The 25331-nt window shown below is 37.5% G+C and carries 39 protein-coding genes and 1 other annotated feature; of the genes, 11 read left to right on the forward strand and 28 right to left on the reverse strand.

The features are described 5' to 3' along the window. The first annotated feature begins 83 nt into the window (after positions 1–83). Entirely contained in the window at positions 84–227 is a 144-nt protein-coding gene (locus PQ479_RS05340; protein WP_273716802.1) for a hypothetical protein, read from the forward strand. Positions 228–392: 165 nt separating this feature from the next. Here the strand turns inward: PQ479_RS05340 and PQ479_RS05345 are convergent, their stop codons facing one another. Further along, positions 393–584 (reverse strand): hypothetical protein, encoded by a 192-nt coding sequence (locus tag PQ479_RS05345; protein ID WP_047988688.1) that lies wholly within the window; start codon positions 582–584, stop codon positions 393–395. 81 nt (positions 585–665) lie between these two features. Then, positions 666–1439, reverse strand: coding sequence for an AAA family ATPase (locus PQ479_RS05350; protein ID WP_047988687.1), 774 nt, complete (start codon positions 1437–1439; stop codon positions 666–668). A 171-nt stretch (positions 1440–1610) separates the two neighbouring features. On the opposite strand from PQ479_RS05350, the gene PQ479_RS05355 reads away from it, so the two are divergent. Then, positions 1611–2096, forward strand: coding sequence for a hypothetical protein (locus PQ479_RS05355; protein ID WP_047988686.1), 486 nt, complete (start codon positions 1611–1613; stop codon positions 2094–2096). 106 nt (positions 2097–2202) lie between these two features. Further along, positions 2203–2727 (forward strand): GNAT family N-acetyltransferase, encoded by a 525-nt coding sequence (locus PQ479_RS05360; RefSeq protein ID WP_047988685.1) that lies wholly within the window; start codon positions 2203–2205, stop codon positions 2725–2727. Between the two features lie 31 nt (positions 2728–2758). On the opposite strand, the gene PQ479_RS05365 is transcribed toward PQ479_RS05360, so the two are convergent. The 7 genes from PQ479_RS05365 to PQ479_RS05395 all read right to left on the reverse strand — a co-directional run bounded on the left by PQ479_RS05365 (position 2759) and on the right by PQ479_RS05395 (position 6422). Further along, positions 2759–3220, reverse strand: coding sequence for an NUDIX hydrolase (locus PQ479_RS05365; RefSeq protein ID WP_047988684.1), 462 nt, complete (start codon positions 3218–3220; stop codon positions 2759–2761). A 41-nt stretch (positions 3221–3261) separates the two neighbouring features. Then, positions 3262–3471 (reverse strand): DUF6366 family protein, encoded by a 210-nt coding sequence (locus tag PQ479_RS05370; RefSeq protein ID WP_047988683.1) that lies wholly within the window; start codon positions 3469–3471, stop codon positions 3262–3264. A 26-nt stretch (positions 3472–3497) separates the two neighbouring features. After that, complete coding sequence (locus PQ479_RS05375; protein ID WP_047988682.1) at positions 3498–4499, reverse strand: serine hydrolase domain-containing protein; 1002 nt, start codon at positions 4497–4499, stop codon at positions 3498–3500. A 73-nt stretch (positions 4500–4572) separates the two neighbouring features. Continuing rightward, positions 4573–4977, reverse strand: a complete 405-nt coding sequence (locus PQ479_RS05380; RefSeq protein ID WP_047988681.1) for a TIR domain-containing protein — start codon at positions 4975–4977, stop codon at positions 4573–4575. 8 nt (positions 4978–4985) lie between these two features. After that, on the reverse strand, positions 4986–5657 hold the full coding sequence (locus tag PQ479_RS05385) for a hypothetical protein (protein ID WP_047988680.1): 672 nt from the start codon (positions 5655–5657) through the stop codon (positions 4986–4988). 34 nt (positions 5658–5691) lie between these two features. Then, on the reverse strand, positions 5692–6204 hold the full coding sequence (locus PQ479_RS05390; RefSeq protein ID WP_053070389.1) for a GNAT family N-acetyltransferase: 513 nt from the start codon (positions 6202–6204) through the stop codon (positions 5692–5694). 29 nt (positions 6205–6233) lie between these two features. Beyond that, positions 6234–6422, reverse strand: a complete 189-nt coding sequence (locus PQ479_RS05395; protein ID WP_047988679.1) for an NADPH-dependent FMN reductase — start codon at positions 6420–6422, stop codon at positions 6234–6236. A 207-nt stretch (positions 6423–6629) separates the two neighbouring features. On the opposite strand from PQ479_RS05395, the gene PQ479_RS05400 reads away from it, so the two are divergent. Further along, a complete protein-coding gene (locus tag PQ479_RS05400; protein WP_053070388.1) occupies positions 6630–7331 on the forward strand; it encodes a lysophospholipid acyltransferase family protein in 702 nt (233 codons plus the stop codon). A 128-nt stretch (positions 7332–7459) separates the two neighbouring features. Here PQ479_RS05400 and PQ479_RS05405 read toward each other — a convergent pair whose 3' ends face one another. Further along, positions 7460–8341: an SMP-30/gluconolactonase/LRE family protein gene (locus tag PQ479_RS05405; protein ID WP_047988677.1), complete on the reverse strand. Its 882-nt coding sequence runs from the start codon at positions 8339–8341 to the stop codon at positions 7460–7462. 338 nt (positions 8342–8679) lie between these two features. Here PQ479_RS05405 and PQ479_RS05410 point away from each other — a divergent pair, with 338 nt between their 5' ends. The 3 genes from PQ479_RS05410 (at position 8680) to PQ479_RS05420 (ending at position 9946) form a co-directional block, all read left to right on the forward strand. Further along, complete coding sequence (locus PQ479_RS05410) at positions 8680–9081, forward strand: hypothetical protein (RefSeq protein WP_273716803.1); 402 nt, start codon at positions 8680–8682, stop codon at positions 9079–9081. A 226-nt stretch (positions 9082–9307) separates the two neighbouring features. Continuing rightward, the gene (locus PQ479_RS05415; protein ID WP_047988675.1) at positions 9308–9514 is read left to right on the forward strand and encodes a hypothetical protein; all 207 of its coding nucleotides are present in this window, start codon (positions 9308–9310) and stop codon (positions 9512–9514) included. A gap of 162 nt (positions 9515–9676) precedes the next feature. After that, on the forward strand, positions 9677–9946 hold the full coding sequence (locus tag PQ479_RS05420; protein WP_047988674.1) for a hypothetical protein: 270 nt from the start codon (positions 9677–9679) through the stop codon (positions 9944–9946). A 173-nt stretch (positions 9947–10119) separates the two neighbouring features. On the opposite strand, the gene PQ479_RS05425 is transcribed toward PQ479_RS05420, so the two are convergent. The 6 genes from PQ479_RS05425 to PQ479_RS05450 all read right to left on the reverse strand — a co-directional run bounded on the left by PQ479_RS05425 (position 10120) and on the right by PQ479_RS05450 (position 14557). Then, positions 10120–10557, reverse strand: a complete 438-nt coding sequence (locus PQ479_RS05425; RefSeq protein ID WP_047988673.1) for a GNAT family N-acetyltransferase — start codon at positions 10555–10557, stop codon at positions 10120–10122. Between the two features lie 40 nt (positions 10558–10597). Then, the gene (locus PQ479_RS05430; RefSeq protein WP_047988672.1) at positions 10598–11830 is read right to left on the reverse strand and encodes an MFS transporter; all 1233 of its coding nucleotides are present in this window, start codon (positions 11828–11830) and stop codon (positions 10598–10600) included. A gap of 4 nt (positions 11831–11834) precedes the next feature. Further along, entirely contained in the window at positions 11835–12878 is a 1044-nt protein-coding gene (locus PQ479_RS05435) for an ArsR/SmtB family transcription factor (protein ID WP_047988671.1), read from the reverse strand. 139 nt (positions 12879–13017) lie between these two features. Further along, positions 13018–13431 (reverse strand): GNAT family N-acetyltransferase, encoded by a 414-nt coding sequence (locus PQ479_RS05440; protein WP_047988670.1) that lies wholly within the window; start codon positions 13429–13431, stop codon positions 13018–13020. Positions 13432–13510: 79 nt separating this feature from the next. Further along, positions 13511–14002, reverse strand: a complete 492-nt coding sequence (locus PQ479_RS05445) for a GNAT family N-acetyltransferase (protein WP_047988669.1) — start codon at positions 14000–14002, stop codon at positions 13511–13513. A gap of 51 nt (positions 14003–14053) precedes the next feature. Next, a complete protein-coding gene (locus PQ479_RS05450) occupies positions 14054–14557 on the reverse strand; it encodes a GNAT family N-acetyltransferase (protein WP_047988668.1) in 504 nt (167 codons plus the stop codon). A 226-nt stretch (positions 14558–14783) separates the two neighbouring features. Here PQ479_RS05450 and PQ479_RS05455 point away from each other — a divergent pair, with 226 nt between their 5' ends. Then, complete coding sequence (locus PQ479_RS05455; RefSeq protein ID WP_273716805.1) at positions 14784–14897, forward strand: histidine phosphatase family protein; 114 nt, start codon at positions 14784–14786, stop codon at positions 14895–14897. A gap of 392 nt (positions 14898–15289) precedes the next feature. After that, positions 15290–15634: a hypothetical protein gene (locus PQ479_RS05460; protein ID WP_047988667.1), complete on the forward strand. Its 345-nt coding sequence runs from the start codon at positions 15290–15292 to the stop codon at positions 15632–15634. Between the two features lie 107 nt (positions 15635–15741). Here PQ479_RS05460 and PQ479_RS05465 read toward each other — a convergent pair whose 3' ends face one another. The 6 genes from PQ479_RS05465 to PQ479_RS05490 all read right to left on the reverse strand — a co-directional run bounded on the left by PQ479_RS05465 (position 15742) and on the right by PQ479_RS05490 (position 19662). After that, positions 15742–16251, reverse strand: coding sequence for a hypothetical protein (locus PQ479_RS05465; RefSeq protein WP_047988666.1), 510 nt, complete (start codon positions 16249–16251; stop codon positions 15742–15744). 78 nt (positions 16252–16329) lie between these two features. Beyond that, entirely contained in the window at positions 16330–16950 is a 621-nt protein-coding gene (locus PQ479_RS05470) for a hypothetical protein (RefSeq protein WP_047988665.1), read from the reverse strand. A gap of 645 nt (positions 16951–17595) precedes the next feature. Then, positions 17596–18102, reverse strand: a complete 507-nt coding sequence (locus PQ479_RS05475; protein ID WP_047988664.1) for a GNAT family N-acetyltransferase — start codon at positions 18100–18102, stop codon at positions 17596–17598. A 37-nt stretch (positions 18103–18139) separates the two neighbouring features. Beyond that, positions 18140–18340: a binding site (T-box leader), on the reverse strand. A 41-nt stretch (positions 18341–18381) separates the two neighbouring features. Next, complete coding sequence (locus PQ479_RS05480; RefSeq protein ID WP_273716807.1) at positions 18382–18552, reverse strand: hypothetical protein; 171 nt, start codon at positions 18550–18552, stop codon at positions 18382–18384. A gap of 21 nt (positions 18553–18573) precedes the next feature. Then, entirely contained in the window at positions 18574–18897 is a 324-nt protein-coding gene (locus PQ479_RS05485; protein ID WP_047988663.1) for a nucleoside triphosphate pyrophosphohydrolase, read from the reverse strand. Positions 18898–18915: 18 nt separating this feature from the next. Beyond that, on the reverse strand, positions 18916–19662 hold the full coding sequence (locus tag PQ479_RS05490) for a DUF2087 domain-containing protein (protein ID WP_047988662.1): 747 nt from the start codon (positions 19660–19662) through the stop codon (positions 18916–18918). A 224-nt stretch (positions 19663–19886) separates the two neighbouring features. On the opposite strand from PQ479_RS05490, the gene PQ479_RS05495 reads away from it, so the two are divergent. Next, a complete protein-coding gene (locus PQ479_RS05495; protein WP_047988661.1) occupies positions 19887–20414 on the forward strand; it encodes a GNAT family N-acetyltransferase in 528 nt (175 codons plus the stop codon). Next, entirely contained in the window at positions 20401–21012 is a 612-nt protein-coding gene (locus PQ479_RS05500) for a hypothetical protein (RefSeq protein WP_047988660.1), read from the forward strand. The genes PQ479_RS05495 and PQ479_RS05500 overlap by 14 nt, the downstream gene beginning before the upstream one ends. Before the next feature lie 175 nt (positions 21013–21187). Here PQ479_RS05500 and PQ479_RS05505 read toward each other — a convergent pair whose 3' ends face one another. The 6 genes from PQ479_RS05505 to PQ479_RS05530 form a co-directional block, all read right to left on the reverse strand. Further along, positions 21188–21718: a GNAT family N-acetyltransferase gene (locus tag PQ479_RS05505; protein ID WP_047988659.1), complete on the reverse strand. Its 531-nt coding sequence runs from the start codon at positions 21716–21718 to the stop codon at positions 21188–21190. A 148-nt stretch (positions 21719–21866) separates the two neighbouring features. Beyond that, entirely contained in the window at positions 21867–22328 is a 462-nt protein-coding gene (locus PQ479_RS05510; RefSeq protein WP_047988658.1) for a cupin domain-containing protein, read from the reverse strand. A 421-nt stretch (positions 22329–22749) separates the two neighbouring features. Beyond that, on the reverse strand, positions 22750–23361 hold the full coding sequence (locus PQ479_RS05515; RefSeq protein WP_047988657.1) for an SdpI family protein: 612 nt from the start codon (positions 23359–23361) through the stop codon (positions 22750–22752). A 16-nt stretch (positions 23362–23377) separates the two neighbouring features. Next, the gene (locus tag PQ479_RS05520; protein ID WP_047988656.1) at positions 23378–23635 is read right to left on the reverse strand and encodes an autorepressor SdpR family transcription factor; all 258 of its coding nucleotides are present in this window, start codon (positions 23633–23635) and stop codon (positions 23378–23380) included. 119 nt (positions 23636–23754) lie between these two features. After that, positions 23755–23916, reverse strand: coding sequence for an SDR family NAD(P)-dependent oxidoreductase (locus tag PQ479_RS05525; protein WP_273716810.1), 162 nt, complete (start codon positions 23914–23916; stop codon positions 23755–23757). 190 nt (positions 23917–24106) lie between these two features. Further along, entirely contained in the window at positions 24107–25330 is a 1224-nt protein-coding gene (locus tag PQ479_RS05530) for an RtcB family protein (RefSeq protein WP_047988655.1), read from the reverse strand. Position 25331: the final 1 nt, after the last annotated feature.

Raw genomic sequence — 25331 nt, forward strand, 5'->3', positions numbered from 1 at the left:
GCCTGAACGTGTCAGTTACTGGAGGGGTGGCGTGAGTAACTACACGAAAACGCCTGAACGTGTCAGTTACTGGAGGGAAGTAGGTGAGTAACTACACGAAAACGCCTGAACGTGTCAGTTACTGGAGGGGTGGCGTGAGTAACTACACGAAAACGCCTGAACGTGTCAGTTACTGGAGGGGTGGCGTGCGTAACTACACGAAAACGTCTGAACGTGTCAGTTACTGAAGGGGAAAGATGTCACAATGAGCGCTTGAGCTTGATGATTACTCTTAAACTGTCATACTAGAAGTGAGCTTGACGAGATTCAGTGTATCACCCATTCAACTTCCATACAAAAAAAACACCAGGGCCGCTGCTTTGCTTTAACCCTGATGTTATCACACGCTTTTATTAGATGAACCTCATTGAATACGAGGAATAATGTTTCATGTATATAATATCCAATGCGTCTTTTAATAAAAGTATTTGTTCATTTATTGTTTTTATCTTTGGATGGTTTGGGTCTTTACGTGCTTCTTTTTCTTTTAACTTTTCTAGAAAAAACAAGTCACGTCGAAATAGCTTCACTTCATCCATTTTCATTAAATAACCCTCCTTCAACCACGGCTGTCTTATCGATACAATTCCCATTTTTCTCCTTGTCCAAACCTCAGCCATCAAGGATTATAAATAACGAAAAAAACGTTCAGGTGCTTGAAGGAAATCTCTCGTAATCGTTACGTGCTCTAATTCCTCATACGAAGTTTGAACAAGCTGACCACCCTCCACTTGATATATCGTTGCACCAGGAAAAGCCATAATCATCGGTGAATGGGTTGCAATAAGAAACTGACCGTTTTCGGAAACCATTTGTTTCAGTAGTGATAAGAAGCTAAGCTGTTTTTGTGGGGATAAAGGTGCCTCTGGCTCATCGAGAATATAAAAGCTATTTTCCTTAAACCGAGCTTGAAATAAATCAAGAAAACTCTCTCCATGCGAGCGATGCTCAAGCCCCGCTCCGTATAAGCGCTGTAAATCAGCTAAAGTCCTAGCATATGGCATCGTTTCTAATTGATTTCGCCCTTCACGTTTTATCTCCTCGATCATTTCTAATGAAAACCGCTTTTCTTCTTTTAGCTTATGAATAAATAAATTAAAATCGGAAGCCCGAAAATAAAAACCTCTTTGCGTTTTCACCTTCCAGCTCATCTTTAATAACCCTTCTACTTCCTGACTTAAACTAGAATTCTCACGGTCACTCCCTACCCATATACTCCCACTATTCATAGCAATCGTCTCTAATAACGTCGACTTTCCTGAACCGTTTTCCCCAACCAGAATCGTTACCGGATTTGTTAATTGCAATTCACGAAAATGCTCAATGATTGGTGTATCGAATGGGAACTTCGGATTATGAACTTGCCTATTCACTTTTTTTATCGACTGTAGATGAATCATACGAATCCCTCCTTCTAGCCTAAATACCTAATAATAGAACTAGCTTCAAAGTAAGACGATTGAAAAGATGACTTTTTTCGTATCTTCAAAATATTACCTCTTTTTATTTGACATAATCTGACAATGACCATATACTAAACGTTATCAAATAACGGAAAGTGAGGGATTTTAATGTTTGAAGCAATTGCCGTTTTATTCACTGCGTTTATTTTTATCGCGATCTTTTTATTAGGAATTGGCATCATCCTCCATATTTTACTTGGATTTGCCCTTTTACATCTAGCAGAAAGAGAAGGGATTCCTAATGGATGGTTAGGCTTTGTCCCTTTAGCCAACTTATATATCATGGGAGCAATAGCCCAAAAGCAATCAAAAGCATCTTGGAAAGAGTACGTACCTTGGGCACTTCCAGGCATTGTGGCTGCTTCATTTGTTTTAGGATTTCTTCCATTGATTGGTGAACTTATCTTTATCGCAACTCCTGTCGTTTATGGCTACATCCTCTATCTCATATTTGAGCGCTATAGTTCACAAGCGGTATTATTTTTAGTCTTATCTTTCATTTCATTCGGATTTTTAGCACCGATCTTTATCTTTGTCATTCGAAATAATGAACGATTAACACCAAAAGATATTAACCAGATGAATCGTGCTTAATAATCCCCTTACAGCGACTCATTTTTCAGTCGCTGTTTTTTTATTCTACTCACAATTTCCCTTTCATATTATCTAAAGTAAGGGTTTCATGAAAGCAGGTGAGCACATGCATCAAGTTCGATTTACCAAGGAGCATGCCTACGAAATTTTCTCGTGGCGCTACCCCCCACCATTTGATTTTTATAATTTAAACTACAGTGAAGATGCGTTCAAAGAGCTTACTGAGGACCATTACTTTGCAGTATTCTCAGATGAAAATGAAATGATCGGCTTTTATTGCACGGGTCAGTCTGCCCAAGTACCTTCTGGTCAATTTGTTCGTGCTTATGATGAGCCAGCTATTGATATTGGCTTCGGCTTGAAGCCTGCTTGGACAGGAAGAGGTTTTGGAGCAGGCTTTTGCTCATTTATTTTTGCGAAAGTACGAGTTCAACAAGATTGTCCGCTTTTGCGATTGACGGTCGCAAGCTTTAATCAACGAGCGATTAAACTCTACAGAAAGTTAGGCTTTCAACCACAAAAAAGCTTTTATCATAATCAAATCGAATTCTTAACAATGGTTAAATCAAGCCCCAAAGAGCGAATTACAGTTGTATTTAATGGCAAAAAAGTAATGCTAAAAGAGGAGTGAGCCGTATCAAGTACTTGCTCACCCCTTTTCTTTATAGCCATCTATCCTGATGTTTCATAAAAAAGTCTAAAATAATTCGATAGCTTCTTACAAATCGCTGAGGAATTTGATCAAGAGCAAAGAAGCGAAGCTCCAATGTTTCAGTGGAATTGAGCGTGAGTTGTCCGCGATAATCGGTTGAAACATAAACCGCTGTCACCGCGTAAAATTCATCACCATTAGCCACTTGAATATGAAAATCCTCACCTGAAAAAACGTGAACAAGCCTTAGTTCCCCAACCTCTAAACCAGTTTCTTCCTTCACTTCTCTTCTTCCCGTTTCCTCTAAACTTTCACCAAGCTCCATTAAACCACCTGGTAGCCCCCAAACTCCATTAGGTCTTTTTTGGAGAAGGATTTCTTGTTTTTCATTCAGAATAAGGACAAGAGCTCCAGGCAAAATCAGCGGTCTTGTTCCAACGATTTCTCTCAAATCTTTCACGTAGTTAGCCATAGTTGTACTCCAATCCCATACAAATACTCATTACATTGACTCTATAATATCGCTAATACGACTAATATCGCAATTAAAATAACGATGGTGATTAATAAGCCTTTCCAGCCTAATCGTCCACTCAATCCAGCTAAATCACCATGCTGTGCTCGATGATAGGAATCCCCTAAGTTACCTAAAGGACTTTTCTTTAATTCCTCTTGTCTTAAACGCTCTTGCCTTTCAACTGGTGTTTCCTTATCTTGACTCACGATCAATACCCCTCCTCATGCTTACACTATCCATTAAACTGCTGATAGATGTCACCAATAAAGCCTTTTAATTGATGCTTACCTAGATCTGTGTTGGTCAAAATAATCAATCCCTTACTAGAATTAGGTTGATAGATGAGCATCGACTGAAACCCAACGCCCCACCCAAGTGAGTTAATCTCAATACCCTTATCTCTGTTCTCTATGAACAACCCTAAACCAGCATAAGGATGTTTATGGCTACCCGTTATCAGATTTGTCATATCAGTCGTTGATAATCCAAGTCCTTTTCCCTGTGAAATCTGATACCACTCATGCAGCAGTTTCGATAAATCCACTGCGGTGGTCCATAACCCTGAAGCGGCCGCATATGGGTAAATCGTTTCAGCTAACGATAAAGCACGCCCATCTTTTGAATGACCTGCTGTACGATTAAGTTGTCCTTCAAGGGCTAGCCAATCATATGTACTCCTCGTCATCTTTAATGGTTTAAAAAGATACTGTTCCACTATATTTTGAAAGGAATCTTCCATCTTTTGCTCTACTATATATTCAATTAAACAGTAACTGCCATCCGAATAAATGAACTCACCTGTTTTAGTAGTATCCAAGTGAGCCATTGTATCTGCTCCAGATAATCGCTCTTGGAACTTCGGAATTTCTTCCACTTCATTTAAAGGTAAAAACCGATTATCAGCGTCTATAATCCCCGCTTGGTGCCTTAATAAGTCTCTCAACGTTAAAGATGTTACTTGACCTTGCTTAGGTATTCCTGAGGCATTGACTATCTCACTTACATCCTCATCCAGAGATACCTTATCTTCCCGCGTTAAAATCAACACCAAAAAGGCTGTAACAAACTTACTCATGGAGCACGCATTAAAAAGCGTCTCATCATTAACTAATTTCTCTTGAGTTGAAGATTGCTTGCCTAGATGATAAATCTTAACGTCTGCCTGTTCTAATACAGCTAAACTCGCTCCGACGACGCCATGTTTTTCCATACTTATATTGATTCGATTGTTCATGTGATCATCACCTCTAAAGTTATGATAACACAAAAACACGAACAAATGTTCTTTTTTCTGAAAATTACTACTTTTAATTCTTTATCTTATGAGGAAAGTCAACTTGGACCTTATCAATAATTTTTTCAAAGTCGCCAATTACTTGATTCACTTCAGGTAAATGGTAAAACGTACTTGTTTCATGGAAGTTATTAATTCTTCCATCTTCACTATATAAATAAACAGGAATTTCTGCTCCAATCGCCATACCTAACTCAATATGACTACCTTTGCCTGCTGGCGTAAGCACGATTAGAAAATCAGCTTCAATGACAGCCTTTTTCTCGAGTAAGCCAATTTTTTGTAAAGCCTCTAATGAGCTCGCCCGATTATTTTGTGTCCAATCATAGGTTTGCTCATAACCTATCTCTTTTAATCTACTACTTAGCTCTCGGACTTTATTCATATTTGAAAAGCTTGATGCGATATAAAATTTCATTTAATCACCTACTCTTCCTTCTCAATTAGCTTTAAATCAACGGTAAAAACATTTGTCCACTCTTGTGGTAAAGCCCCCCGGGCTTCATCTAGTATTTGTTCAACTAATACGAAACTCATATCTTGAAATTCATACTGCTTAAACGTATCTCTTAACTCATTTCTATAAGTTGCTCGAATATTGACATCGAAAAAATCACTATGATAAACCCAATCCGATTCAGACTTAAAATTTAACGCTCGTAGCGTCGATGCTCTATTTTTCACTTCTTGTATGTCTGTTGTCGGAAAGAATATATCCAATTCTAGCTTCATCCATACATCCTCTTTCGTTAAAAAGCGCCACTCATATAAATCCCAAAATTCACGATTGATAAAGACGGTCATATTGGGGTCAAAGGACCATACCCACTTGTCTTCATCCACTATAATCGTTTCTTCATTACCCTTTACAATAACATCGCCCTCATACACAACTGTATTGGTCACAAATGTTTCTTGAATATAAAAATAAGAAGGTAAAGCAAAAAGGGCCAGTAATAGATAGAAACCCCATTTTGGAAGCTCAAAAGGGATCACTTTTTGAATTAATGTTAAAAGTCCGACAATAATCGTTATAATTCCGACGATAACGAGTTTATCTAGTGTAAATACAAACCATGAATCAGCGATAATGGTCATGAGATTCTCCTATCTATCATTTTCTAAAAGCTACTTAAAGGCTATTCGCTTTTTCCCAATCGGCACGAATAACCGCAAATAGGATAGAATCATAGACTTTTCCGTTAACTTGCTCCCATGAGGATCTTAAATAACCCTCCTTCTGGAAAAGTGTTTTCTCGAATACACGTCTCATCGCTTGGTTATCTGCTCTAGTATAAGCTTCCATTCGTAATTTCTCCTTGGAACTTGAGAATATGTAATCGATCGCCCATTCGACACATAGCTGCCCATATCCTTTTCCTCTCACCTTCTTATGTAATCGTATATCTTGGAAAAGAGGCATTGTATCACTTATATCACCAAGGACCAAAAGTCCAATTCTTTCTCCTTCATCTATTACCCAATATGTTTCTTTATCCTCTGTGAACCAGCCACTTTGAAACAACTTACGTACTTCCTTTTCCTCCCGTTTCGGATCGGCGTGAAAATCCCAGCTTGTATGTGTATATAAATGAATTAAGTCTTCAATCTCATCTTGTAACCTTTCAAATTTCAACGTACTCATGCACTTAGCTCCTTCAATTCATTTCTTTTTCAATAACTCAATCCATTGCTATCAGGAATACCTTCTACTTCAACGTCAAAATTATAGAGGGGAATTTGCTCAATACGAACCTCCACTAACTTCAGTTGTTCAGAAGCAGAATCCTTCATTCTTTGAACGAGTTTCTTATTATAAGAACCTTTCCGTAGACTACCGCAAATAACCGCTATCGTTTTCATTTATCATTCATTCCCTCCCTCAAAATAGTGCCATATGATTGTTTATTTTACCATAATATAGCTTGCAAATGACCGCTCTATTTAGAATTGCGTAACAATTATAGGGGTGAAGATTTATACGAAACTTGAGTTTTATTTTGATTTTATTGTCGAACATTAGTATAGTAGACTTTGGACTTACGAATAGCAGTATAGAGGAGTGACATGATGCGTAATTTCATCGTATATGGTCACGCCGTCCTTTTCTTCATTGCAATTATCCCGATTATGCTTTGGTTAAAAACGAAGGACCCTGAAATTCGTTACAAAAAAACCAATCAATTAGCGGAGAAAATTGCGAGCAAGACGTTAAAGCTTGCGGGAACAAAAGTAGAAGTTGACGGTTTAGACAATATTAAAGAGAATGAACATTATTTGTATATTTCCAATCACCAAGGTAATTTTGATATTCCCTTACTTTTAGCACATGTGAATCGAGATTTATCATTTATTGCCAAAGAATCCTTACAAAAGGTTCCTTTATTTGGTTTATGGATGACGCACAAAATGTGTATTTTTATTAATCGTGAAAATCCAAGACAGGCGGTTCGACAATTGGCTCAAGCAGGGGAAATGGTTCAAAACGGAAAACCTGTTTCCATATTTCCAGAAGGGCACCGCAGTAAAGGGGACAAGATGGGGGACTTCGGTAACTCTGGCTCACGTATTGCCAAAAAATCAGGTGTCAAAATTTTACCGATTACTATTGATGGTTCATACAGAATTATGGAAGAACTAGATGGGAAATTCCAACCGACCACAGTAAAAATTGTTGTACATAAAGCCATTGATACAACTGATTTCTCATCCCTTTCTGATTTAAATGAGCAAGTTGAGAGCGTGATTCAATCCGCTTTACCATCAGCATGAATGTATAGTTTTTTTTCAGTGAGTACCAGCAAGAGGACATTTCCTCAGGCTGGTACTTTTTTAGTCCGTTGCACTTCCTAATTAATCCTGTGATAGACTAATACTTTATCAGATGATAAACACATTCTTTAGCCTTTGAAACGATTGGCAGGCATACCTTTCACATCGAGCTTCACCTTAAATAATCCACCTGCTAGTGGGTATTGTTCTAACTGCTTTTCATTCATACCAGTTCTAGCCGTTGTCACATACAACTCATTTAACTCACTTCCCCCAAACGTACACGATGTCACTTGTAAGGCGGGTATCGCAACCTCCTGTAACTTTTCCCCTGCATGTGGATTCCATCTCGAAACCTTTGCACCACCCCAATGAGCAATCCACAGCATACCTTCTTCATCAATCGTCATTCCATCAGGGGCACCTTGTTCTTGTTCAAAAGTGATAATGACCTCAGGATTTTTAAGCTCTCCTGTTTCTAGTTCAAAATCAAAAGCTTGCACCTGTTTTTGAGCCGTATCAATATGATACATTTTCTGGTTATCCAATGACCAAGCAATTCCATTCGATAAGCCCACTTGACTCACTTTCTTCTCGACCTGTCCAGTTGTCTCTAAACAATATAAGGAGCCTGCCTCTTTCCCAGCAGCATCTTTTCTCATCGTCCCTGCCCAGAATCGTCCTTTCGCATCACATTTGCCATCGTTAAATCGATTTTCAAGCCGTTCACTCTCCGGATCGTGAACGTACCTGCAGTCCCCTGTTTGAAGATTTAATAAATGAAATCCTTTCTCCAAAGCAACAATAGCCTCTTTCTCATTCTTGGGAACTATTGCTCCAATTAGTTGCTCAAGTTGGATAGCATGAGCCCCGTCTATTTGAGGATAATATGTATGGACTTTTTTCAAATTAATATCAATCCAAAATAACATTTGCATCTCTTCATCCCAATGTGGCCCCTCACCTAAAGAAGCTTTTGCATCAAGAACTAACTCTGCGTTTGCTTTCATCGAATTATTCCCCTCTCGTAACTTGTTGTTTACTATTATAACGACATATGAAATTACCACAAACTATAATGATTCTCGACTTTTATATAATGTCCTCCTTCATTAAGTGACTTAGTACGTAATCTCGAAAACTCTCAAAAATACGGTACATGAAATTTATAATACAACCTTTTTAACTCATACATAAAACTTCCATGATGACTTGCCAAGCAACTCATCACGAACCCAGCGGACGAAAACATGCGTAAACTCCAGGGGGACGTAGTGACGGGCTGAGATCCAGCGGCGTAGCCGATTAGCTCAGCGCTTTTTCTGCTCGCACCCCCGCGATTCCACGTTTGTTCGGGCTTTCTCTCCCTTTTTCAACTCGCAACCCCGCGATTCCACGTTTGCTCGGGCTTTCTCCAGCTTTTTCCGCTCGCACCCCCGCGATTCCACGTTTGTTCGGGCTTTCTCTCCCTTTTTCCGCTCGCACCCCCGCGATTCCACGTTTGTTCGGGCTTTCTCTCCCTTTTTCAACTCGCACCCCCGCGATTCCACGTTTGCTCGGGCTTTCTCCAGCTTTTTCCGCTCGTAACCCCGCGATTCCGCTTTTGCTCGGGCTTTCTCCAGCTTTTTTCGCTCGCAACCCCGCGATTCCGCTTTTGCTCGGGCTTTCTCCAGCTTTTTCAACTCGCAACCCCGCGATTCCGCTTTTGCTCGGGGTTATATGGCGCTTTTTCACTTTTCCTACCACATAGTCGCTTTTATTACCATCCAAAAGTGTACACTGTTATTTAATCATCTTTGGACATTCTTAGATTAGCATTTATATCGAAGCATGATTTTCGGTAGCGCAAGCAAAGCTCCGCATTTCATATTAAAATCTTGCCCCTTTACCAAACTAAAATATATTGGCTTTTCAGATAATTATTAATATTATAATGTTGTAACATCATATCATTATAATCTTATGGAGGTTAATCTATGAAAAACAAAATGTTATGTAGTTTATTTATTGCTTTGCTTTTCATTCCCTTAGGCTGTGCACAGACGTCAGAGAAAAGCAGATCTGACACATCTAATCAACAAGGGAATGCGCCAGAAGTGAAAGAGGATGTCTCTTATTTAACCGCAACCATTAAACCGTTTACCTTTAATGAAGGTCTTGATGAGGCAGATTTAATTGCTTAGATTACGATTGATTCTATTGAGGAAGAATTAACTGTCCCTGCTCATACGCTTTTTAATGTTTCCGTTAATCAGGTATTCAAAGGAAATTCCGTCTCTAAAAAAGACCATATCCAAGTAACTCAATTCGGGACAAGTACTAAGATTTATGAAGCAAGCCCCCAAATGAAGGTCGGCGAAGATTATATTTTGTTTATGGGCTATTCAGAGGAAGACGACTTTTATTATTTACTAGGTGAACAAACAGCGATTTATGCGATTCATGGTGATGACATTGTCAAATACACATATGATGGCAACTTCGCAGATATCCAAACCGATTATCTGGAAAACAAACAAGTACAGAGTTTTATACAATCATTTGATGAATATGACCAATTTCAAGTTTTTGACAAGAAATTATTTGAAAAGAGATTAAAAGAATCTATGGAATAATTTTAGTGAGGGGATTTATTATGAGTAAAGTATCTATTTCTTTATTGCTGTTTATCATTGTTTCTTCTTTCAAACAAGTTGCCTTCAAATGGAAAATAACTTACTTAAGCATAGCAAATAAGCCACTATCACGCTTAGGGGCTTATTTTCAATCTATACAACCACTTATGACCTCAAACCTTCAAACTCATCGTTATGGTCCTCTCCTGAAAACCAAGTTCTCTATAAAGCTCTTTAGCCTCATTTTTTGCCATCACACTTAAACGAATTTCTTCATATCCTTTGTCTTTTAAATGTTCAATGGCTGTGTGCATTAGTTTTTTGGCGATTCCTCTTCCTCTGTAGTTTTCTAAAACGAAAAGCTCATAAATAAATCCATTTTCTTGATCGGTGAACTGATCTTTGGATGCTCCAAGAAAAACCCAGCCCATAAGTTGTTCTTCTTCTTTCGCTAATACATAGTAACAGCCTTTTTTTAACAATGGTTCTACTAACTGTTTCACTTTTTCCTTACCTAGTCGTGCCTCCCCTAACATTCCTTCATAAATCGCTTGTTGTGATAACGATAATACCTCAGCTAATTCCACTTCTGTTGCCTTGTTTATATCCATCTTAAATTTGCCCCCTTGTATGTAAAATCAAACTTACATCTCATCCAGAAACCTTGTTCTCACGATTCTGAAATCGGTCCAGAAACGTAAAGTAAGGTAATAACATGCCTAAAAGTGAAACGATCATAATAACGATTCCAATTAGTAAATATAACGGTCTAACTCCAAGCCACTCGCTCCCTACCCCACCTAATACGATACCAAGAGGCATGCTAACTCTAATTATAAATAAACGAACGGAGAATATTTTCCCCATCAGTTGATTAGGAATGACTTGCTGACAAATCGTTGTATTATGAATACTAAAAATCGCCATCACGATGCCACCGATCATTTCAGTGAAAATCGCAAGGGGTAAATAAGTAATAAAGCAGAGAGCTGAAAAGGTGAAACCTCCGATACATAGTGAGCCTAACATGAGTAAACGTCTGCTTGAACATGTGATTTTTGAAACGAGCATGGCACCTAATATAAAGCCAACTGGAAAGCCCGCCATAAAATAACCGTACTGTGCGTAACTTCCACCTAATTCCTCTGTCACATACGGTAAGGTTGTCACCATCGTCACCCCGACTCCAAACTGCACGAAAGCCAAAAAGATCCCTAACCATACAATCACCTTTTGATGAAAGAAAAACGTCATGCCTTCTCTAAATTCGCTCAACCATGTTTTCCTTTCCTTAATTGTTGCACGCTTCTCCTGAATCGTTAACAACGTTACCCCACTGCCTAACAAAAGCAAACAAACAAATGATAAAGTGAAGGTTACACCAATCCATTCAATAATCAAGCCTGCGATAAGTGGAGATAAAAATGTCATCAACCTAGCTGTACTGTCCAAATAAGCGTTAGCTGCTTTTAATTGACTTTTCATAACAATGGTTGGCGTAAGTGCGTGGTTAGCAGGGACATATAATGGTGAAACAAGACCAACAATCATTTGCACCGCATAAATATGCCACACTTCTAGATGACCCACAGATAAGGCAAAAAGGGGAATGAGATAAATGCACGCGCGTATCCATTGCACTAAAACCATCGTCCATTTCCGACTCCAACGGTCAATAAAAGGGCCAATAAATAATTGCAAAATGAGCGAGGGCAAAAAATACAGTAACCACATACTTCCAAGAGCAAGTGTAGAGCCCGTCATTTGAAAAACTAAAATTGAGTTACAAAATGTACCAAATGCTCCACCAAGCTCTGAAATACCATTTCCAATCCATGAGGAAAGGAAGGAACGATTTCTAAACAACGTATTTTGCTCTTTCATTTTTTCACCGTTCTAAAAATTGTTCAAGCTCGACATGGAGCGTTTTAAGCTCATCTATTCGAAGCCGATACTTCATTTCATGAATTTCTACTAGCTTAGCTGCCCTTAATAACTTGAGATGATGATGCACGGTTGATTTACCTAAATCAAGCCTTGATGTGATTTCTTGTAAAGTCCGATCGTTCTCCGCCAACAACTTAACCATTCGTAATCGAATCTCATCCCCTAACGCCTTATGTTTTTGAATCAGTAAATGTGGTGGCATATAGCGATCATGCGGGTGTAAACTTTCATCAGCAATCGGGTAATAGAAAACCTTCGTTCCTTCTAAATCGGCCTCAATTGTCCAAGGCCGGTAGACCAATTGGGGAATGAGTAACACCTTAAAAACACTGGGCTCTGGTTGATATTGAACACCATTTGTAGCCCATTGCACCAATTCTTCTGTCGATAATTGAGCTTGCATCTTAATTTTTGCTTGGATATCTCTTTCTAAAAATTGCTTGATTTCTGCATGTTTTGGTGCAACAACATGCTCATACCAGCCTTTCATCACTGCTTGTAGGTGCTTTTTCAACTGAGTGGCATCAACCGAGCTAATAAAAGCTATATACTCTGGAAAGAATGGGTTATCGATGGTATGCTCTTGTAATTGTTCAACAGCTTTTTTTTCACCAGCGGCAGCCTGCTTTCGAAGTTTTTGAAATGACTCTCCTACAAAAGGTAAACAATGATATTTAAAATCTTGGTCAGATATGTGTGCGATTTTCGTTAAAAAGTCCTCTAAATCTGTGGCCGAATATGTATGTAATAACTGTAGTAAAGCCTTCCATGTATTATTGGCCTCTACTTCATCTAACTCTTTTAAAAGAGTGGAAGGCAAGGCGTCCTTTAGTTCCTGCCAATAGGGTAATGGCTGCTCTAATGTATGTAAGAGCCTTGTATTGGTCACAGCTGCAATCCCTAAGGCACACTCCCATAAAGATGAATACGCGAACTCCACTTGATACGTTTCTCTTTTTCGACTCGTTGCTTGGATAAGGTCCATATCATCACTCCTTTTTTGTTATAGTCATAATTCTATATTATTCGAATTATAAATTCAATAATTATAAAACTATACAACATATAATTAGCCCCAACTGATTAAATTAACCAGATAGGGCTGAGATTTACATGAAATGGTATTAATTCGAACACGCTCCAGCTTGCCGATGATAGTTTCTTTTTAGCATCGCATTGGCTTTGAACATATCAAACTTTTCATAATAAGCCACTAAATCATCGTCACAACATAAGTCGACCATATAAAGATTCTCTAAATCTTTTAACATCCTCTTAACTAATTCCTTACCAATGCCTTGGTTTTTATATGGTTGCAATACTTCAAGAAACGGTATGTAGGCAGAGAGAACACCATCGCTCATAGCGGTAATGAATCCAATGACTTGATTTTTTTCCTCATCGACGGCTAAAATAACTTTACTACTATTTTCTAATAACTTTAGGTGAGTATCTGAATTTGGCGGATTAGGCCAATCAACAAAAAAGCCTTTCAACATATTCGGCGATACCCCGTCCAAAGAATGGGTGTATAACATTTCTTCAACTCCTTTTTAATTTTCTATGAAACCCATACTAACTAAATTACCTCCACTCCATATACATGTAACAAACTTGTTATTGAATCGTAAACGTCTGAATTAAGCACTGCTCGCCATCGATTTCCCGTTTTTCTTCGTTCAAATCTAGTGAACTTGTTTGAAGTACTTTTCTCCAGAAGACAACGGCAGGCTTATTATTTTCTACTTGAATGACAAAGTATTGACCTTTCTTCTCATCAAAAAGCTTCTCAACGGCCATCCGACCATAACCCTTACCTTTGTATTGATTTAGGATAAATAAATCATTGATGCCATAGTCATTTTGTTTCTTCAAGAAAGGCCTTTCCACTAATAAAAGAAAGCCAATGAGCGTTTGATCGATTTTGATAAAATATGGAGAAATCCCTTCCGTATCCCAAAAGCAATGAATGTCCTCATAATCAAAGAAACCATTTTCATTAATTTGTAGGTTGTTCGTATACTTGGAAATATCATGGAGAAATAGAGCATATAAATTGTGTAGAATTGGCTTATCCTTTTTATGAACTGGTTCTAATTGGAGCGACATGTATGGTTCACCTCATGCTTTATTTTTACTTCTAAACCTAACACTTTTTAGTTAAAAGTCAAATGTATTCCAGACAATCTCGCCTTGTTCATCAGATGTTCGGTGCTGTACTTCAAAATCTAGCTTCTCAAGTACTCGAAGTGACGCTGTATTCCAAGCGCGCACAGTCGACCAAAGTCTTTTCCGACCCGTTGCTTTTGCTATTTTCATAATGGCTTGTGCCGCCTCTGTTGCATAACCGTTCCCATGAGCGTGCTGGAACAACTCATAAGCAATCTCAGGCTCTTCTAATGTAGTTCGACCAATAACAAGCCCACAATAACCGATACAATCAGCTTCTAGTTTTCTTTCAATGACAAGTAAACTGAGTCCATTTTTCAAGAAATCTTGATGAAATGTACTAATCTTATTGTGCGTAAAATCAATCGCTGGTTTAGGAAGCCCACGCTCATGCATTAAATCGCTATACCAATGGGCGTCTGTTTCCTCCCACATTCTTAAAAAAAGTCTCTCTGTTTCAAATTTTGTGACCATTGGTTGAAAAGGCAACACCATAAAAACCTCCCGTCAATTTTACTTTTTAAAGAACATTTAATATAAAACACTTGCCCCACCAAAAATCATCAGAAAATTAGATATTTTCAAGACAAGATCGACTTGAACAACCTGTAGTTTGAAGTTAAACCACGTATAATCAAACAGTTTGTAACTACTAACTATTATACTAGATTTTGGTATAAACTAAAGAGTGAGAAGCATTAACTAGTTAAGGATGTTGATTATGGCAAATATCTATTTGGTGAGGCACGGAGGAACAGATTGGAACAAACAAGGAAAATGGCAAGGGGAACGGATATTCCTTAATGCTCAAAGAATCAAGCAAGGGACTAGATAAAGTCTACCAACATTATCAAGGGAAAGATGTCAACATTGTTTCTCACGGCAGTGTCATAAATACGATATTACGTTTATATCTAATGGCCAAATCGGATCCGATATTACAAAATTATCTAATGTTTGTATTAGTAATACCCATAAACAAAACGGTACATGGAGAATTCTTACTTATAACCAAATTAACCACTTAGATTTACCTAATTAAGACTTCCTAAAAATCAGTTCATATAAAAACAATGAAAACGAGCCCTCCTCAAAACCAAACCCCTTAGAATTTCACTCATACAACTATATAACATTCATTATGCTCATGCGCGTTCAGTTAAAAGGCATTTCCACACATGACTCCTAAAAACCCCAAAATACCGGCTAGAATGGAGGTGTATAATCATGAAAAAGAGTATGATATGGATGTTAGTACTTCTATTATTTGGTTGTTCAGCAAACCATAATGTGACAGAAGAACGACACGTAGACGTTAGCGGAGAGATTGTCGAGATTACTACTGAGAGTATATTGATCACTTATACTCAGCCTTTATATACGAAAGACTTTTTTGCTAAGTCGCTTATCCATTCAGAAAGCTCATTTTCAGATCCGAATGACAATCCAATAGACTTTGATCAATTAGAAGTTGGTCAGTCTGTTGAAGCCTGGGTCGTCGATGGTGTTTTAACAGATATAGAACCTTCTACAGGCACACTTGTACAACTAAGACTCATAGAAGTTGATTAGATTCAAAGAAACCATCCTGTTCATCCGTTTACTTACATGTACACGCCCCGTTGTAGATGCCAATGGAAAGGTAAGTAAGGTAGCCTAAATATGTAGGTTACCTCTCCTTATTCAGCAATTAAATTATTGTATAAATCAAAAGCTTCGTTGTAATCTTTAGCTGGAATAACCACCTTAGTTCCGTCTTTTATTCCTAATTTAGCATTTTCATTCAGAGTAATAATTAAATGTACAAAATCACGATCCACTAACCAGACACTACCATAGAGCTCCAGCTTAGGCTTACCATCTATGACAGATATATAGGTGAGTGTCGCCATATTTTCATAGAAAACACTATCAAAATTTAAATCCAACATTTCATATGATTCCGTTAAATCATACTTATTTATAACCATGTTACCTGTAAATATGGCATTACCAACTACCGGGTTTCTATATACGCCTTCCATTTGTACATTGACCTCTTCACCACTATTTGTCTCATTTGGTATAAATTCATATGCTATAAAATTTTTCGAAATTTCCTTAGGAATACCATAAAACAAAATAATTAATACGAACAAACTAATAATAGTAATTGTTGCTATGATGACTATGCGTTTATTACTCTGCACTTAAATCCTCCGAATGTCCTAAATTTTTTACATCACTAAAAACAGCAGTTATTGTTTGCGCCCACGTATAAGAGTTGACTATTCTAAAAATTCCAAAACTCCCCTTAATATCTTTTGAGTTTCTTCATTCTCTGCTTGACTATCAGCAGTTTGTAAAACAGTTATAATCAGATTTTTGTAACTGATTGTTACTAGGTCGGTTGTTTGAGCTAAATTTTGATTAATAGGATAATCATTATCTATTAGATAATACACCATATCCTCACCCATATATGATTCTGTATAGGCAATAACTACTGATATTAATTTAGAAGATTGTTCATTTTCAAGAAATATACTATTCTGTGTCGATTGTGAACCATTATCCATATGAAACTCACCATCAACTGTAAGCCAATCCCGAGAACCAAAAGTTAAATCTTTATCCACCACTGTTAAATCTATACCGGTAGTAGAAGATTTCACCTCATATCCTTCAACTTTTAAATGATCTTTAATTTCATGAAATAACGTTTCAAACTCTTCATAACTAAGGCTTTTTTTTATCTCGCTATTACTGTTTGAAGGTTCCCGATCATTACTTTTATTTTGTTGAGTATGATCTTCTATGACTTCATTACCTCTAAAGGTCCCATCATTCACACAGCCCGGAACAAACATAACAACCAATAAAATAACGATAAAATAATGAAGTTTCAAACCATTCACCCTTTCATTCCGAATATTTTTTTCCCATAAATGAAACAGCTTTCTAAGAACATTACTAAATACTCAGTACACAAATAACAAGTAGTAATTTTAATATCGATTAGACGCCAATCACCTTCCACTATACTCATTTGCGTTCTGTTTAAAGGCATTTCACACACATGACACCTAATAGCTCAAAAATACCTGCTGGAATGGCGGTGTATAATCAGAAACCGTACCAATAACAGAATATACTTACATTTACACACACTCTCCAATCCTGTATAATAAATAGTAAGAAACATAAGAATAATAAAGGCTGTTGGTGCAGGAACACCAACAGCCAGGCTATACATGGCTTCCTTATCAGGGTGGTCAGCGAATTGGTTCAAATAATCCACCGAGCTCCTAACTCAAAGGTGGATTATTTCTTTTCGTTAAATGACAGGATTGCGACCATGAAGCTTGCAAAAGCAAGTGCAAACATCAACTCTTCAAAAACTGTCATAGAGCACCACCCCCTTTCTATCAGGAGTGAGCTGACCACCTTTGATTGAGAAAAGTACATGTATCGCTTATTTCAATTATAACTAATTATCAAACTACTCTGAGATTTATTTTCACTATAGATTGAAATACTCCAAGTGCTTATCCTTATAGCTTCTCCCACGCATAAACAACCAACACATTCCCTTCTCCGTAATCTGGTACATCATAGCGATGAATTTCTTTCGCTCCCATTTTTTCATAAAAATGCTTGGCGTTATTCGATGCTAATACTTTGACAATCGCATTTTGGTACCCTTCTTTATTAAATTCAGAAAAAAGGGCAGCTAGCAATCGTTTTCCTAAGCCTTGACCTTGATAATTCTCATAAAAATAAATGGAAGTCACATCACCGTCATATGGATATTCTTGCAAGGCAACCGCCGCTCCTGTTGCAAAGCCAATGACTGAACCCTCGTCATTTTCCATGACCAAAGAAATATATGGATTCTCTTTTAAACTTAAATTTTTCTGCCAAAGCTGTGTTCTTTTTTCGATGGTTACTTGCTCCAAAATTTCCTTTTTGATAATACCCTCGTACGTTGTTTTCCAACTAGCGACATGTACTTTTGCTATCGCCATGGCATCTTCCATATTTGCTTTACGGATTTTCATTGTTCTCATCCCCCTAAATAAAAAACCCCGCCTCAAATATTGAGACGAAGTTAGACTCCGCGGTACCACTCAGTTTGGTTAAAAACCCACTTATGCTTTAACGGCAGCTACCGAGTAAACTTACTTATCATTCAGTCTACTATCTCCTGGACGAGTTCAGAAGTTCTAAGATTGCTTTTCACCATCCAGCAACTCTCTTCACATATCCCTTCCTACTATTTCCAATCATCGATTTATATATTGAATGAATTTTAGCAAAATTTAAGCTATATGTAAAGTCTAAATTTCCTCATCTCTCCGTTTCTCCACAATGAGCAAAATAAAGGTAGCGAGTGGCCCGAGAAAAAGCGACAATAAGAACCAATTTAATCCTGTTCGATTTTTTCCTTGAGCAATACCTGCATTAATGAGTGCCAGTGTCCCCCACCCCACATAAAAATTACCATCCACTACCAAATTCCCCCTAGTCTATTATTCATGCACTTCTACTAAAAATATTCCTTGTTCAAACCCCCCTCTTTTTCCACATTTTTCCAATCGAAAGGTTTCAAGTTCCTCACCCGTTATTCCTTTTAGCTTAGCTAATGCAAAAATAACCTCCATGACATCTGCTAGCTCCTCTTTGGCTTGTTGTTCGGTGGTCGTCGCATTATACTCTGAAATCTCCTCTTGAAGTTTAACTAAAAGATGCTGCTCGAGTTCAGCATTCTCTATTCTTTTTACAACCGCTTTTGATCCAGACTTTTCAATCAGGCTTGGTATTAGATCACGTACTAATTTATCGTACTTTGGCATAACTCTCCCCCTTCCTCGTTATTTGAGCCAATACTGTAAACCATCTTTACTTCGAGCCATAAATCCGTATTCAATGAAGTAACGACGCAGTGTTGCAAAGTCATCATATAAATTTTTCAAAATCTCACTCACTTCTTGCTCGGTGTACTTCTTCTCTTTTTCAAAATGAATTAATAACTGTTGCAATACAATGATTTTCCGCTTTTCTTTACTTGGAAATACAGATAATCGTCCATCTATCCCTTCTTTAAAATACGTATTTAAAATCTTCTCTTTTTCTGCCTCTGTTGTTACGTAACGTTCATCCACCATTTTCGCCCCCTCATGAATATTCACTATATTGTCTTCTTCTTTCGCTTGAAGTCGTAACATCATCGCTAGAAAAACTTTAGCTTGCTTTTCCTTTTCTCGGAGTTTAAAACGGTGATTTCTAACTGTAGAAACACTAATTCCTAATCGATGTGCGACTTCCTTATCTGTTAGATTTTTGGAGAATGCTGTGATTAATTCTTTTTGTTGGTCACTTATACCTGTTTGTTTTTTCTCAAGCTTCAACAACGCATCCATGCTTGAACCATGTATCTCTTGGATGTGAGCCTTTACTGCTTTCTTAGCTTCTAACAGCTTTCCATCCTCTTGATAAATGACACCTTCTTCAAATAACGCTTCGCAAAATAGGCAATGAAATGCTTCAGTCCTAGCCATATACGTATAGCCATCAGCTAATTCCTCTACAGACGCTTCTTCAAATAAAGACTTATTCATACCCTCACCACCCTCAACTCAAAACATAAACAAAATCTCATTTTGTTTACTTATATACAAACAGATTATCATACATTAATTGTGAATTCAAACAAAAGTAAAATACATCTATCATTATACAAACATTTAATCATTTCGTCCGTGTTGAATTACCCAATTTCAGTTATATGAATTTTCATTTTATTCATGTATGATAAAAGTGGAATATATAGGGAGGGGAAAAGATGTTCGAAACAACTCGCTGTTTAATTAGACAGCTTGAAAATAAGGATTTACAAGGAGTTTTAAAGCTTTATTCAAGTGAAGAGGTTCGACGTTATTTAGGCGGGACAATGAAAGAGGAGTCTGTGCAGAAGGCATTTTCAGAACGGTTGAGCAACCAAAATGACTGGGTCGTGTTCGAAAAGAAATCTAATGATTTTATAGGCATGATCTCGTTGGATACTCACCATAATCAAGTCGACCTCGAGATTTCCTATCAATTTTTACCTAATTGGTGGGGGCAAGGCTTTGCAAAAGAAACGTTACCTGTCCTCATTCAGTTTGCTTTCTCAGACAAAAAGATAACGAGATTAGTTGCTGAAACACAAACCGCTAATCTAGCCTCTTGTCGATTATTAGAAAGCTTAGGCATGAAAGAGTTGTGTAAGTTACAACGATTTGGTTCCTTTCAGACGATGTATTCCATTCTACCGCTATTTCGTGCATGCAATTCTGACTTAACGACTCATAAGGAGGGTGATTCAAATTAAATACCGGTTACTCTTTGTTCTATTTTTATGGCTATTTCTTATTTCATGTTCAGGCCCCACGACAAATACAATCCAAACGATTGAATTCACAGAGCGGGAACGATTTATGGCGAATATGTTAAGTGATTCTAGCCATGCTTACGAATTTTCAGTCGACGATCGCTTTAACAAGGTTTATGTACATCTTGATCGTTATGAGTTCGGTAACTTGATCGAGGACCAATCTGATGTATCAGAGCTTGAACTCGTCATCGATCATGAAGAGCCTGGTGAAATTTGGTTACATATGAGTACAAAGCCTCCTAATGAAGAGCTTATGTTTATACTTGGTACACAAAATGGTAAAGGTGCAGCAACTTGGGTTTATTTAGAAGAGACTAACTTTGACTCAGAAACAACAAGCTCAAGCTTTAAAACGCACTATGGTCCTTTAACTATTTCAGAGCAGAAACAAGTCTTAGGTTATTACATATTCACATCTGGAACCCATATCGAACATCTCCATGCAGATTTTGATGTTACCGATCCAGATGACTTGGAACTATTATCAAAATATGACTTTGTTTACCTCATTAGTGCTCGTTTTGAAGAGTATTAACAAAAGGGAGATTCTGTAGACATGATAGTTCATTAACTATGGAATTTCCCTTTAAGTTATGCTCTTGACATATATCCACTCCATTCAAAAAGTCATAATTCACTCAACATACTCTGCTTGTTGTTATTTTCCATCTAAAAATAAGCTCCATCATTTCACATATCCCTCCATACGCTTACCCTTCCCATTCTTGTTCCAGTACACTATATAAATAAGAATCTCTCCATCCGTCATGTAGCTTCATATGTTCACGTATTCTGCCTTCACGAAGCATGCCACTTTTTTCAAGAACACGTGTGGAGCCAATATTTCGAGGGTCACATGTCGCAAAAATCCGATGAAGGTGATGATGTAAAAAGCCATATTGGATTAATAACTTCGCTACCGTTGTAGCTATTCCCCTTTCCCAGTAATCAGGATGGATAATATAACTAATCTCTCCTGTCAGGTTATTAAGATCCCTCCTATTAAACTCTGCTGCTCCGATCATTTCTTGCTCATACATGACAGCAAAAACATACCGGGTCTGTGGTCTTTGATTCGAATCATTTAACGCTTGCTGAACAAATGTCTGTGACTCATTTTGAGAATTCGGTCCCCAGGGCTGATAACGACATACGATTTCTTTTTGTGCATAACTATGTACACCCTGCCAATCTTGCCAAACCAATTCTCTCAAAGTAATTGTTCCGTTCTTTAGAATCACAAGATCAACACCTTCCTTTTACTAGTTTACAAAAGTCCATCAAGTTGACTCATAACTTTAAAAGGATGGATAGATAAACTTCTGAGCATCAAACCATTGAATAAGGGATTCTTCTATGTTCACACTTTATTTATCAAACGTTTGATTTCTATGTTTTCACATTATTTATCCAACGTTTGATTTCTATTTCGCTTACGTTTTTTGTCAAAAGGTCCAATTGTTCGGAGCCGTACCAATCGATTTCATCACTTTTTTGTCCTAACTTAATGGTATGGATTTTTGAATGTTCCGACATGTAAATATTATGATGTACACCTTGTGGTACCAAAATATGCTCGCCTTCTTTTACGATTTTCATATCCAAATTGCCACCTTGTAAAGAAGCATAGACAACCCACCCTTGATCGACAACATATACTTCTAATGCATTTTTATGATAATGACTATTTTGCCAAGCCCCATCTTTACTAGCAATCGTTAAACAATACGAACTGCCTTCTGAATGGAGTAAGCGAAATCTTTTTTCTCCATTATTCATTTGCTCAAAATCAATGGAAACACCTTCTAAAGCAGCTTGTTCTATACTGATTTGCTTATTAATACTTGACATATTCCCCTCCAATCCTAACGAACTTTAGAAATTTAGCTTTCTCACCTAAATGCAAGCAGCCTTACATTTGCATTTTTCTAAAAGTAAAAATGATTCTTCTATCCTTCCACTAAGCACCTTTACCCGTCAAGAGAAGTTACCATTTTATTTATATATTCATATCGGCTTTCTCTACTAAAACACCTGAATATACGTATTTTAACACAAAAAAGGAATAAAAAGGTCATTCCCTTTATTCCTGTGTTTACATAATCATCGGATGAATTTCTTACAGATTGCCAAAGAAATTTCCTGATTACTCTTCGCTGGAGTAAAAATAGAAATGCAGCGATTCACTGCATTTCATTATCTACTAATCAAACCAAATCCAGAAAATTAAATCACTTTTTTGAATAAAGAAAGTGGTTTAACCCTAGTAAAATCAAACTATTCGTTTATAAATCACATAGGAGTATGTTACAGCAATTAGTAGTACAGTTAAAATGACCGTTAAAATGATAGCGATTATCAGCTCTGGTAATACAAAAGTCATTGAAATAATGATTATCCCTGATAAAACGAGAAGATGCCCTCCTAATCGATTGGATTTCCGCCAAACCCTCTCGTCCTTTAGCGTCCAAGGCGTTCTTACTCCGTACAGTCCATTTGGCTTGAGTTTTGGCATCGGGTTTCCTAATAATATACATACAAGACCGACGATCAAGCCATTTAATACATTCACCTCAAAATTAAGTCCTGTTGAGACAGCAATAACAAAAAGTTGCATAGTTAATAATGTAAATAATCCAATAGTATGACCATAATCTAGCAACTTCCTGTTCTGTTTCCCTTTTTTACTCTGGTAGACAAGCCTAGTTACTAGCATCACAAACATGAAAGCAGGAATCAGAAATAAACCATATATCTTGTCAAGCAGTAGGACCTCTCCTTGAATCCAATTGACAGGAATATTTCCGGGTAAGGATGGATAAACCAATAATCCAATAATTAAAGCAACAAACGGTAAAATCACTTGTAGAACCTTAGCATTCATTCTTATTCATCTCCTTTTATTTAAAGTTCATGAACCAGTGGATGAGATCTTCAAATACACTTGTGTTTAACGAATAGTAAATATGCTGTCCTTCACGATTCGCTTCAACTAACCCTGCGTTTTTTAGAAGGCTCAAATGGTGAGAAATACTTGGTTTACTTATCTTGAAGTTATCGGAAATTTCACCCGCTGTTAAATCTGATTCTTTTAACAACTGCAAAATTTCTCTTCTAGTAGGATCTGACAATACTTTAAAGACATCATTCACACGTATCGCACCTCTATTTAGACATTTAGATAATCATCTAAATATAAATATACAGGATTGTTCCAATATTATCAAGTCCTTATTTTCTGAATTCATACTCTTTTTTGCGAATAAAAAAAGATAGTTTAACCTCGCTCAACCATACACGGTACTACGGCTTGTGCACATAAAAAAACACCCTTCAAATTGACGTCGATATCTTTTTGCCAATCTTCCTCCTCTAACTTATATAACATCGCATCGGCAGTAATTCCCGAATTATTAATGAGCCCTTCTAAACTTTCCAAAATGCTCCAATGTTTGCTTGACCTAAATGTTGAACACTTTCTTTATCGGCTACATTCCCTCGAATCGCTAAGGCTCATTAAATCCTTCTCTATCTCAAAGTTCGTACCGATATTATGTCGATTTTCCTAAGACAACATAGAAAAAACACCCCCAAAAGGGAGTGCCACGATTTTACAGATACAGGATAAGTTAATCTTTATATGGATCGATCTCACCATCTCCGGCCATACAAACACCAATTGGCTTTAAGCGATGAATAACATCTAATGTATCTTGATGTGCCTGAATGACTTGCTCTAATTTTTTATAAACAAATGGACTTTCATCAGTACCTGCTCCACGTAATTCAACACCGAATTCTCGGACAGCTCGATCCATGCGCTCAGGTGATATCTCTCCCCCCATTCGTTTCTTCTTTTTCCAATCCATTTTCCCCGCCGCTTTGGTGCGACTCATCACTCGCCCTGCCCCATGAACCGTACTATAATAAGCTTCTTGGTTTTCTAGTGAATCCTTGCCTTGTACAATAACTGAATAATCACCCATACTTCCACCAATAAATCCGAGTTGACCAGGTGCTGATGGCGTTGCTCCTTTTCTAACAACGATATATTCTTTGCCTTGATGTATTTCTTTCCAAGCAAAATTATGATGATTGTGGACACTAAATGTAGCCTCGGCCCCTAACATATGAAGCACCTTATCTATTACATAATCCCGCCCTGCATAAGCATATTGGCCCGCTAAACCCATCGCTCGAAAGTATAAATCTCCCAACTCTGAATCGAGATCAAACAAAGTTGGGGCTGCTTCCATTTTTTCCCCTCTTATTGCGGCTGAAAAAGGTTGCTCTTTTGCCAAATTCAAAAAGCCACTCGCAACTTTGTGGCCAAAGCCACGACTACCGAAATGATTAGCAATCCAAATATCTCCTGTTGCCTCTTCTACAAATAAATCAACGAAATGATTCCCGCTTCCGACTGTCCCTAATTGGCCCCTCGCTAGCTTTTTTAAAGAGTCGTGTAAGTGTGGCTCAATCTGGTCAAAAACACGCCAATCATCATGGTCAAACAAAGCATGGTCGACTCTTTTTTGATTTTTTCTACCTACACCAAAGGATATTTGTTTGGCTACTTGGTCCATAATTGTCCCTATATCCTTTTTTACTTGATCATACTTTATATTTGTCCGAACGGCTTTATTGCCACAAGCAATATCATAGCCAACACCGGATGGTGAAATTTGATTATTATAAACCACTACACCACCAACCGGCTGGCTATAGCCATAATGATGATCAGCCATAAGCAGAACCTGTTCTACTTGACCGTACTTCCCACAGTTTACAGCTTGTTCTACTGCATTCTCCATCGGCGTCCCCCAAACACGAACACCGTTAATTTCTTGATACATT

Origin of the sequence: Alkalihalobacillus pseudalcaliphilus (genome assembly GCF_028610675.1) — a bacterium.
GTDB classification, from domain to species: Bacteria; Bacillota; Bacilli; order Bacillales; family Bacillaceae_D; genus Alkalihalobacillus; species Alkalihalobacillus pseudalcaliphilus.

Excerpts from the sequence above, each read along its gene's own strand:
- PQ479_RS05375 (WP_047988682.1), bottom strand. The coding sequence starts at position 4,499 with ATGAACAATCGAATCAATATAAGTATGGAAAAACATGGCGTCGTCGGA.
- PQ479_RS05475 (WP_047988664.1), bottom strand. The coding sequence starts at position 18,102 with ATGAAAATCCGTAAAGCAAATATGGAAGATGCCATGGCGATAGCAAAA.
- PQ479_RS05510 (WP_047988658.1), bottom strand. The coding sequence starts at position 22,328 with ATGTCAAGTATTAATAAGCAAATCAGTATAGAACAAGCTGCTTTAGAA.
- PQ479_RS05495 (WP_047988661.1), top strand. The coding sequence starts at position 19,887 with ATGTTCGAAACAACTCGCTGTTTAATTAGACAGCTTGAAAATAAGGAT.
- PQ479_RS05420 (WP_047988674.1), top strand. The coding sequence starts at position 9,677 with ATGAAGGTCGGCGAAGATTATATTTTGTTTATGGGCTATTCAGAGGAA.
- PQ479_RS05395 (WP_047988679.1), bottom strand. The coding sequence starts at position 6,422 with ATGAAAACGATAGCGGTTATTTGCGGTAGTCTACGGAAAGGTTCTTAT.
- PQ479_RS05350 (WP_047988687.1), bottom strand. The coding sequence starts at position 1,439 with ATGATTCATCTACAGTCGATAAAAAAAGTGAATAGGCAAGTTCATAAT.
- PQ479_RS05400 (WP_053070388.1), top strand. The coding sequence starts at position 6,630 with ATGCGTAATTTCATCGTATATGGTCACGCCGTCCTTTTCTTCATTGCA.
- PQ479_RS05345 (WP_047988688.1), bottom strand. The coding sequence starts at position 584 with ATGAAAATGGATGAAGTGAAGCTATTTCGACGTGACTTGTTTTTTCTA.
- PQ479_RS05430 (WP_047988672.1), bottom strand. The coding sequence starts at position 11,830 with ATGAAAGAGCAAAATACGTTGTTTAGAAATCGTTCCTTCCTTTCCTCA.
- PQ479_RS05460 (WP_047988667.1), top strand. The coding sequence starts at position 15,290 with ATGAAAAAGAGTATGATATGGATGTTAGTACTTCTATTATTTGGTTGT.
- PQ479_RS05380 (WP_047988681.1), bottom strand. The coding sequence starts at position 4,977 with ATGAAATTTTATATCGCATCAAGCTTTTCAAATATGAATAAAGTCCGA.
- PQ479_RS05490 (WP_047988662.1), bottom strand. The coding sequence starts at position 19,662 with ATGAATAAGTCTTTATTTGAAGAAGCGTCTGTAGAGGAATTAGCTGAT.
- PQ479_RS05455 (WP_273716805.1), top strand. The coding sequence starts at position 14,784 with ATGGCAAATATCTATTTGGTGAGGCACGGAGGAACAGATTGGAACAAA.
- PQ479_RS05485 (WP_047988663.1), bottom strand. The coding sequence starts at position 18,897 with ATGCCAAAGTACGATAAATTAGTACGTGATCTAATACCAAGCCTGATT.
- PQ479_RS05405 (WP_047988677.1), bottom strand. The coding sequence starts at position 8,341 with ATGAAAGCAAACGCAGAGTTAGTTCTTGATGCAAAAGCTTCTTTAGGT.
- PQ479_RS05425 (WP_047988673.1), bottom strand. The coding sequence starts at position 10,557 with ATGGATATAAACAAGGCAACAGAAGTGGAATTAGCTGAGGTATTATCG.
- PQ479_RS05355 (WP_047988686.1), top strand. The coding sequence starts at position 1,611 with ATGTTTGAAGCAATTGCCGTTTTATTCACTGCGTTTATTTTTATCGCG.
- PQ479_RS05440 (WP_047988670.1), bottom strand. The coding sequence starts at position 13,431 with ATGTTATACACCCATTCTTTGGACGGGGTATCGCCGAATATGTTGAAA.
- PQ479_RS05445 (WP_047988669.1), bottom strand. The coding sequence starts at position 14,002 with ATGTCGCTCCAATTAGAACCAGTTCATAAAAAGGATAAGCCAATTCTA.
- PQ479_RS05415 (WP_047988675.1), top strand. The coding sequence starts at position 9,308 with ATGAAAAACAAAATGTTATGTAGTTTATTTATTGCTTTGCTTTTCATT.
- PQ479_RS05515 (WP_047988657.1), bottom strand. The coding sequence starts at position 23,361 with ATGAATGCTAAGGTTCTACAAGTGATTTTACCGTTTGTTGCTTTAATT.
- PQ479_RS05435 (WP_047988671.1), bottom strand. The coding sequence starts at position 12,878 with ATGGACCTTATCCAAGCAACGAGTCGAAAAAGAGAAACGTATCAAGTG.
- PQ479_RS05390 (WP_053070389.1), bottom strand. The coding sequence starts at position 6,204 with ATGAGTACGTTGAAATTTGAAAGGTTACAAGATGAGATTGAAGACTTA.
- PQ479_RS05530 (WP_047988655.1), bottom strand. The coding sequence starts at position 25,330 with ATGTATCAAGAAATTAACGGTGTTCGTGTTTGGGGGACGCCGATGGAG.
- PQ479_RS05360 (WP_047988685.1), top strand. The coding sequence starts at position 2,203 with ATGCATCAAGTTCGATTTACCAAGGAGCATGCCTACGAAATTTTCTCG.
- PQ479_RS05450 (WP_047988668.1), bottom strand. The coding sequence starts at position 14,557 with ATGGTGTTGCCTTTTCAACCAATGGTCACAAAATTTGAAACAGAGAGA.
- PQ479_RS05385 (WP_047988680.1), bottom strand. The coding sequence starts at position 5,657 with ATGACCATTATCGCTGATTCATGGTTTGTATTTACACTAGATAAACTC.
- PQ479_RS05365 (WP_047988684.1), bottom strand. The coding sequence starts at position 3,220 with ATGGCTAACTACGTGAAAGATTTGAGAGAAATCGTTGGAACAAGACCG.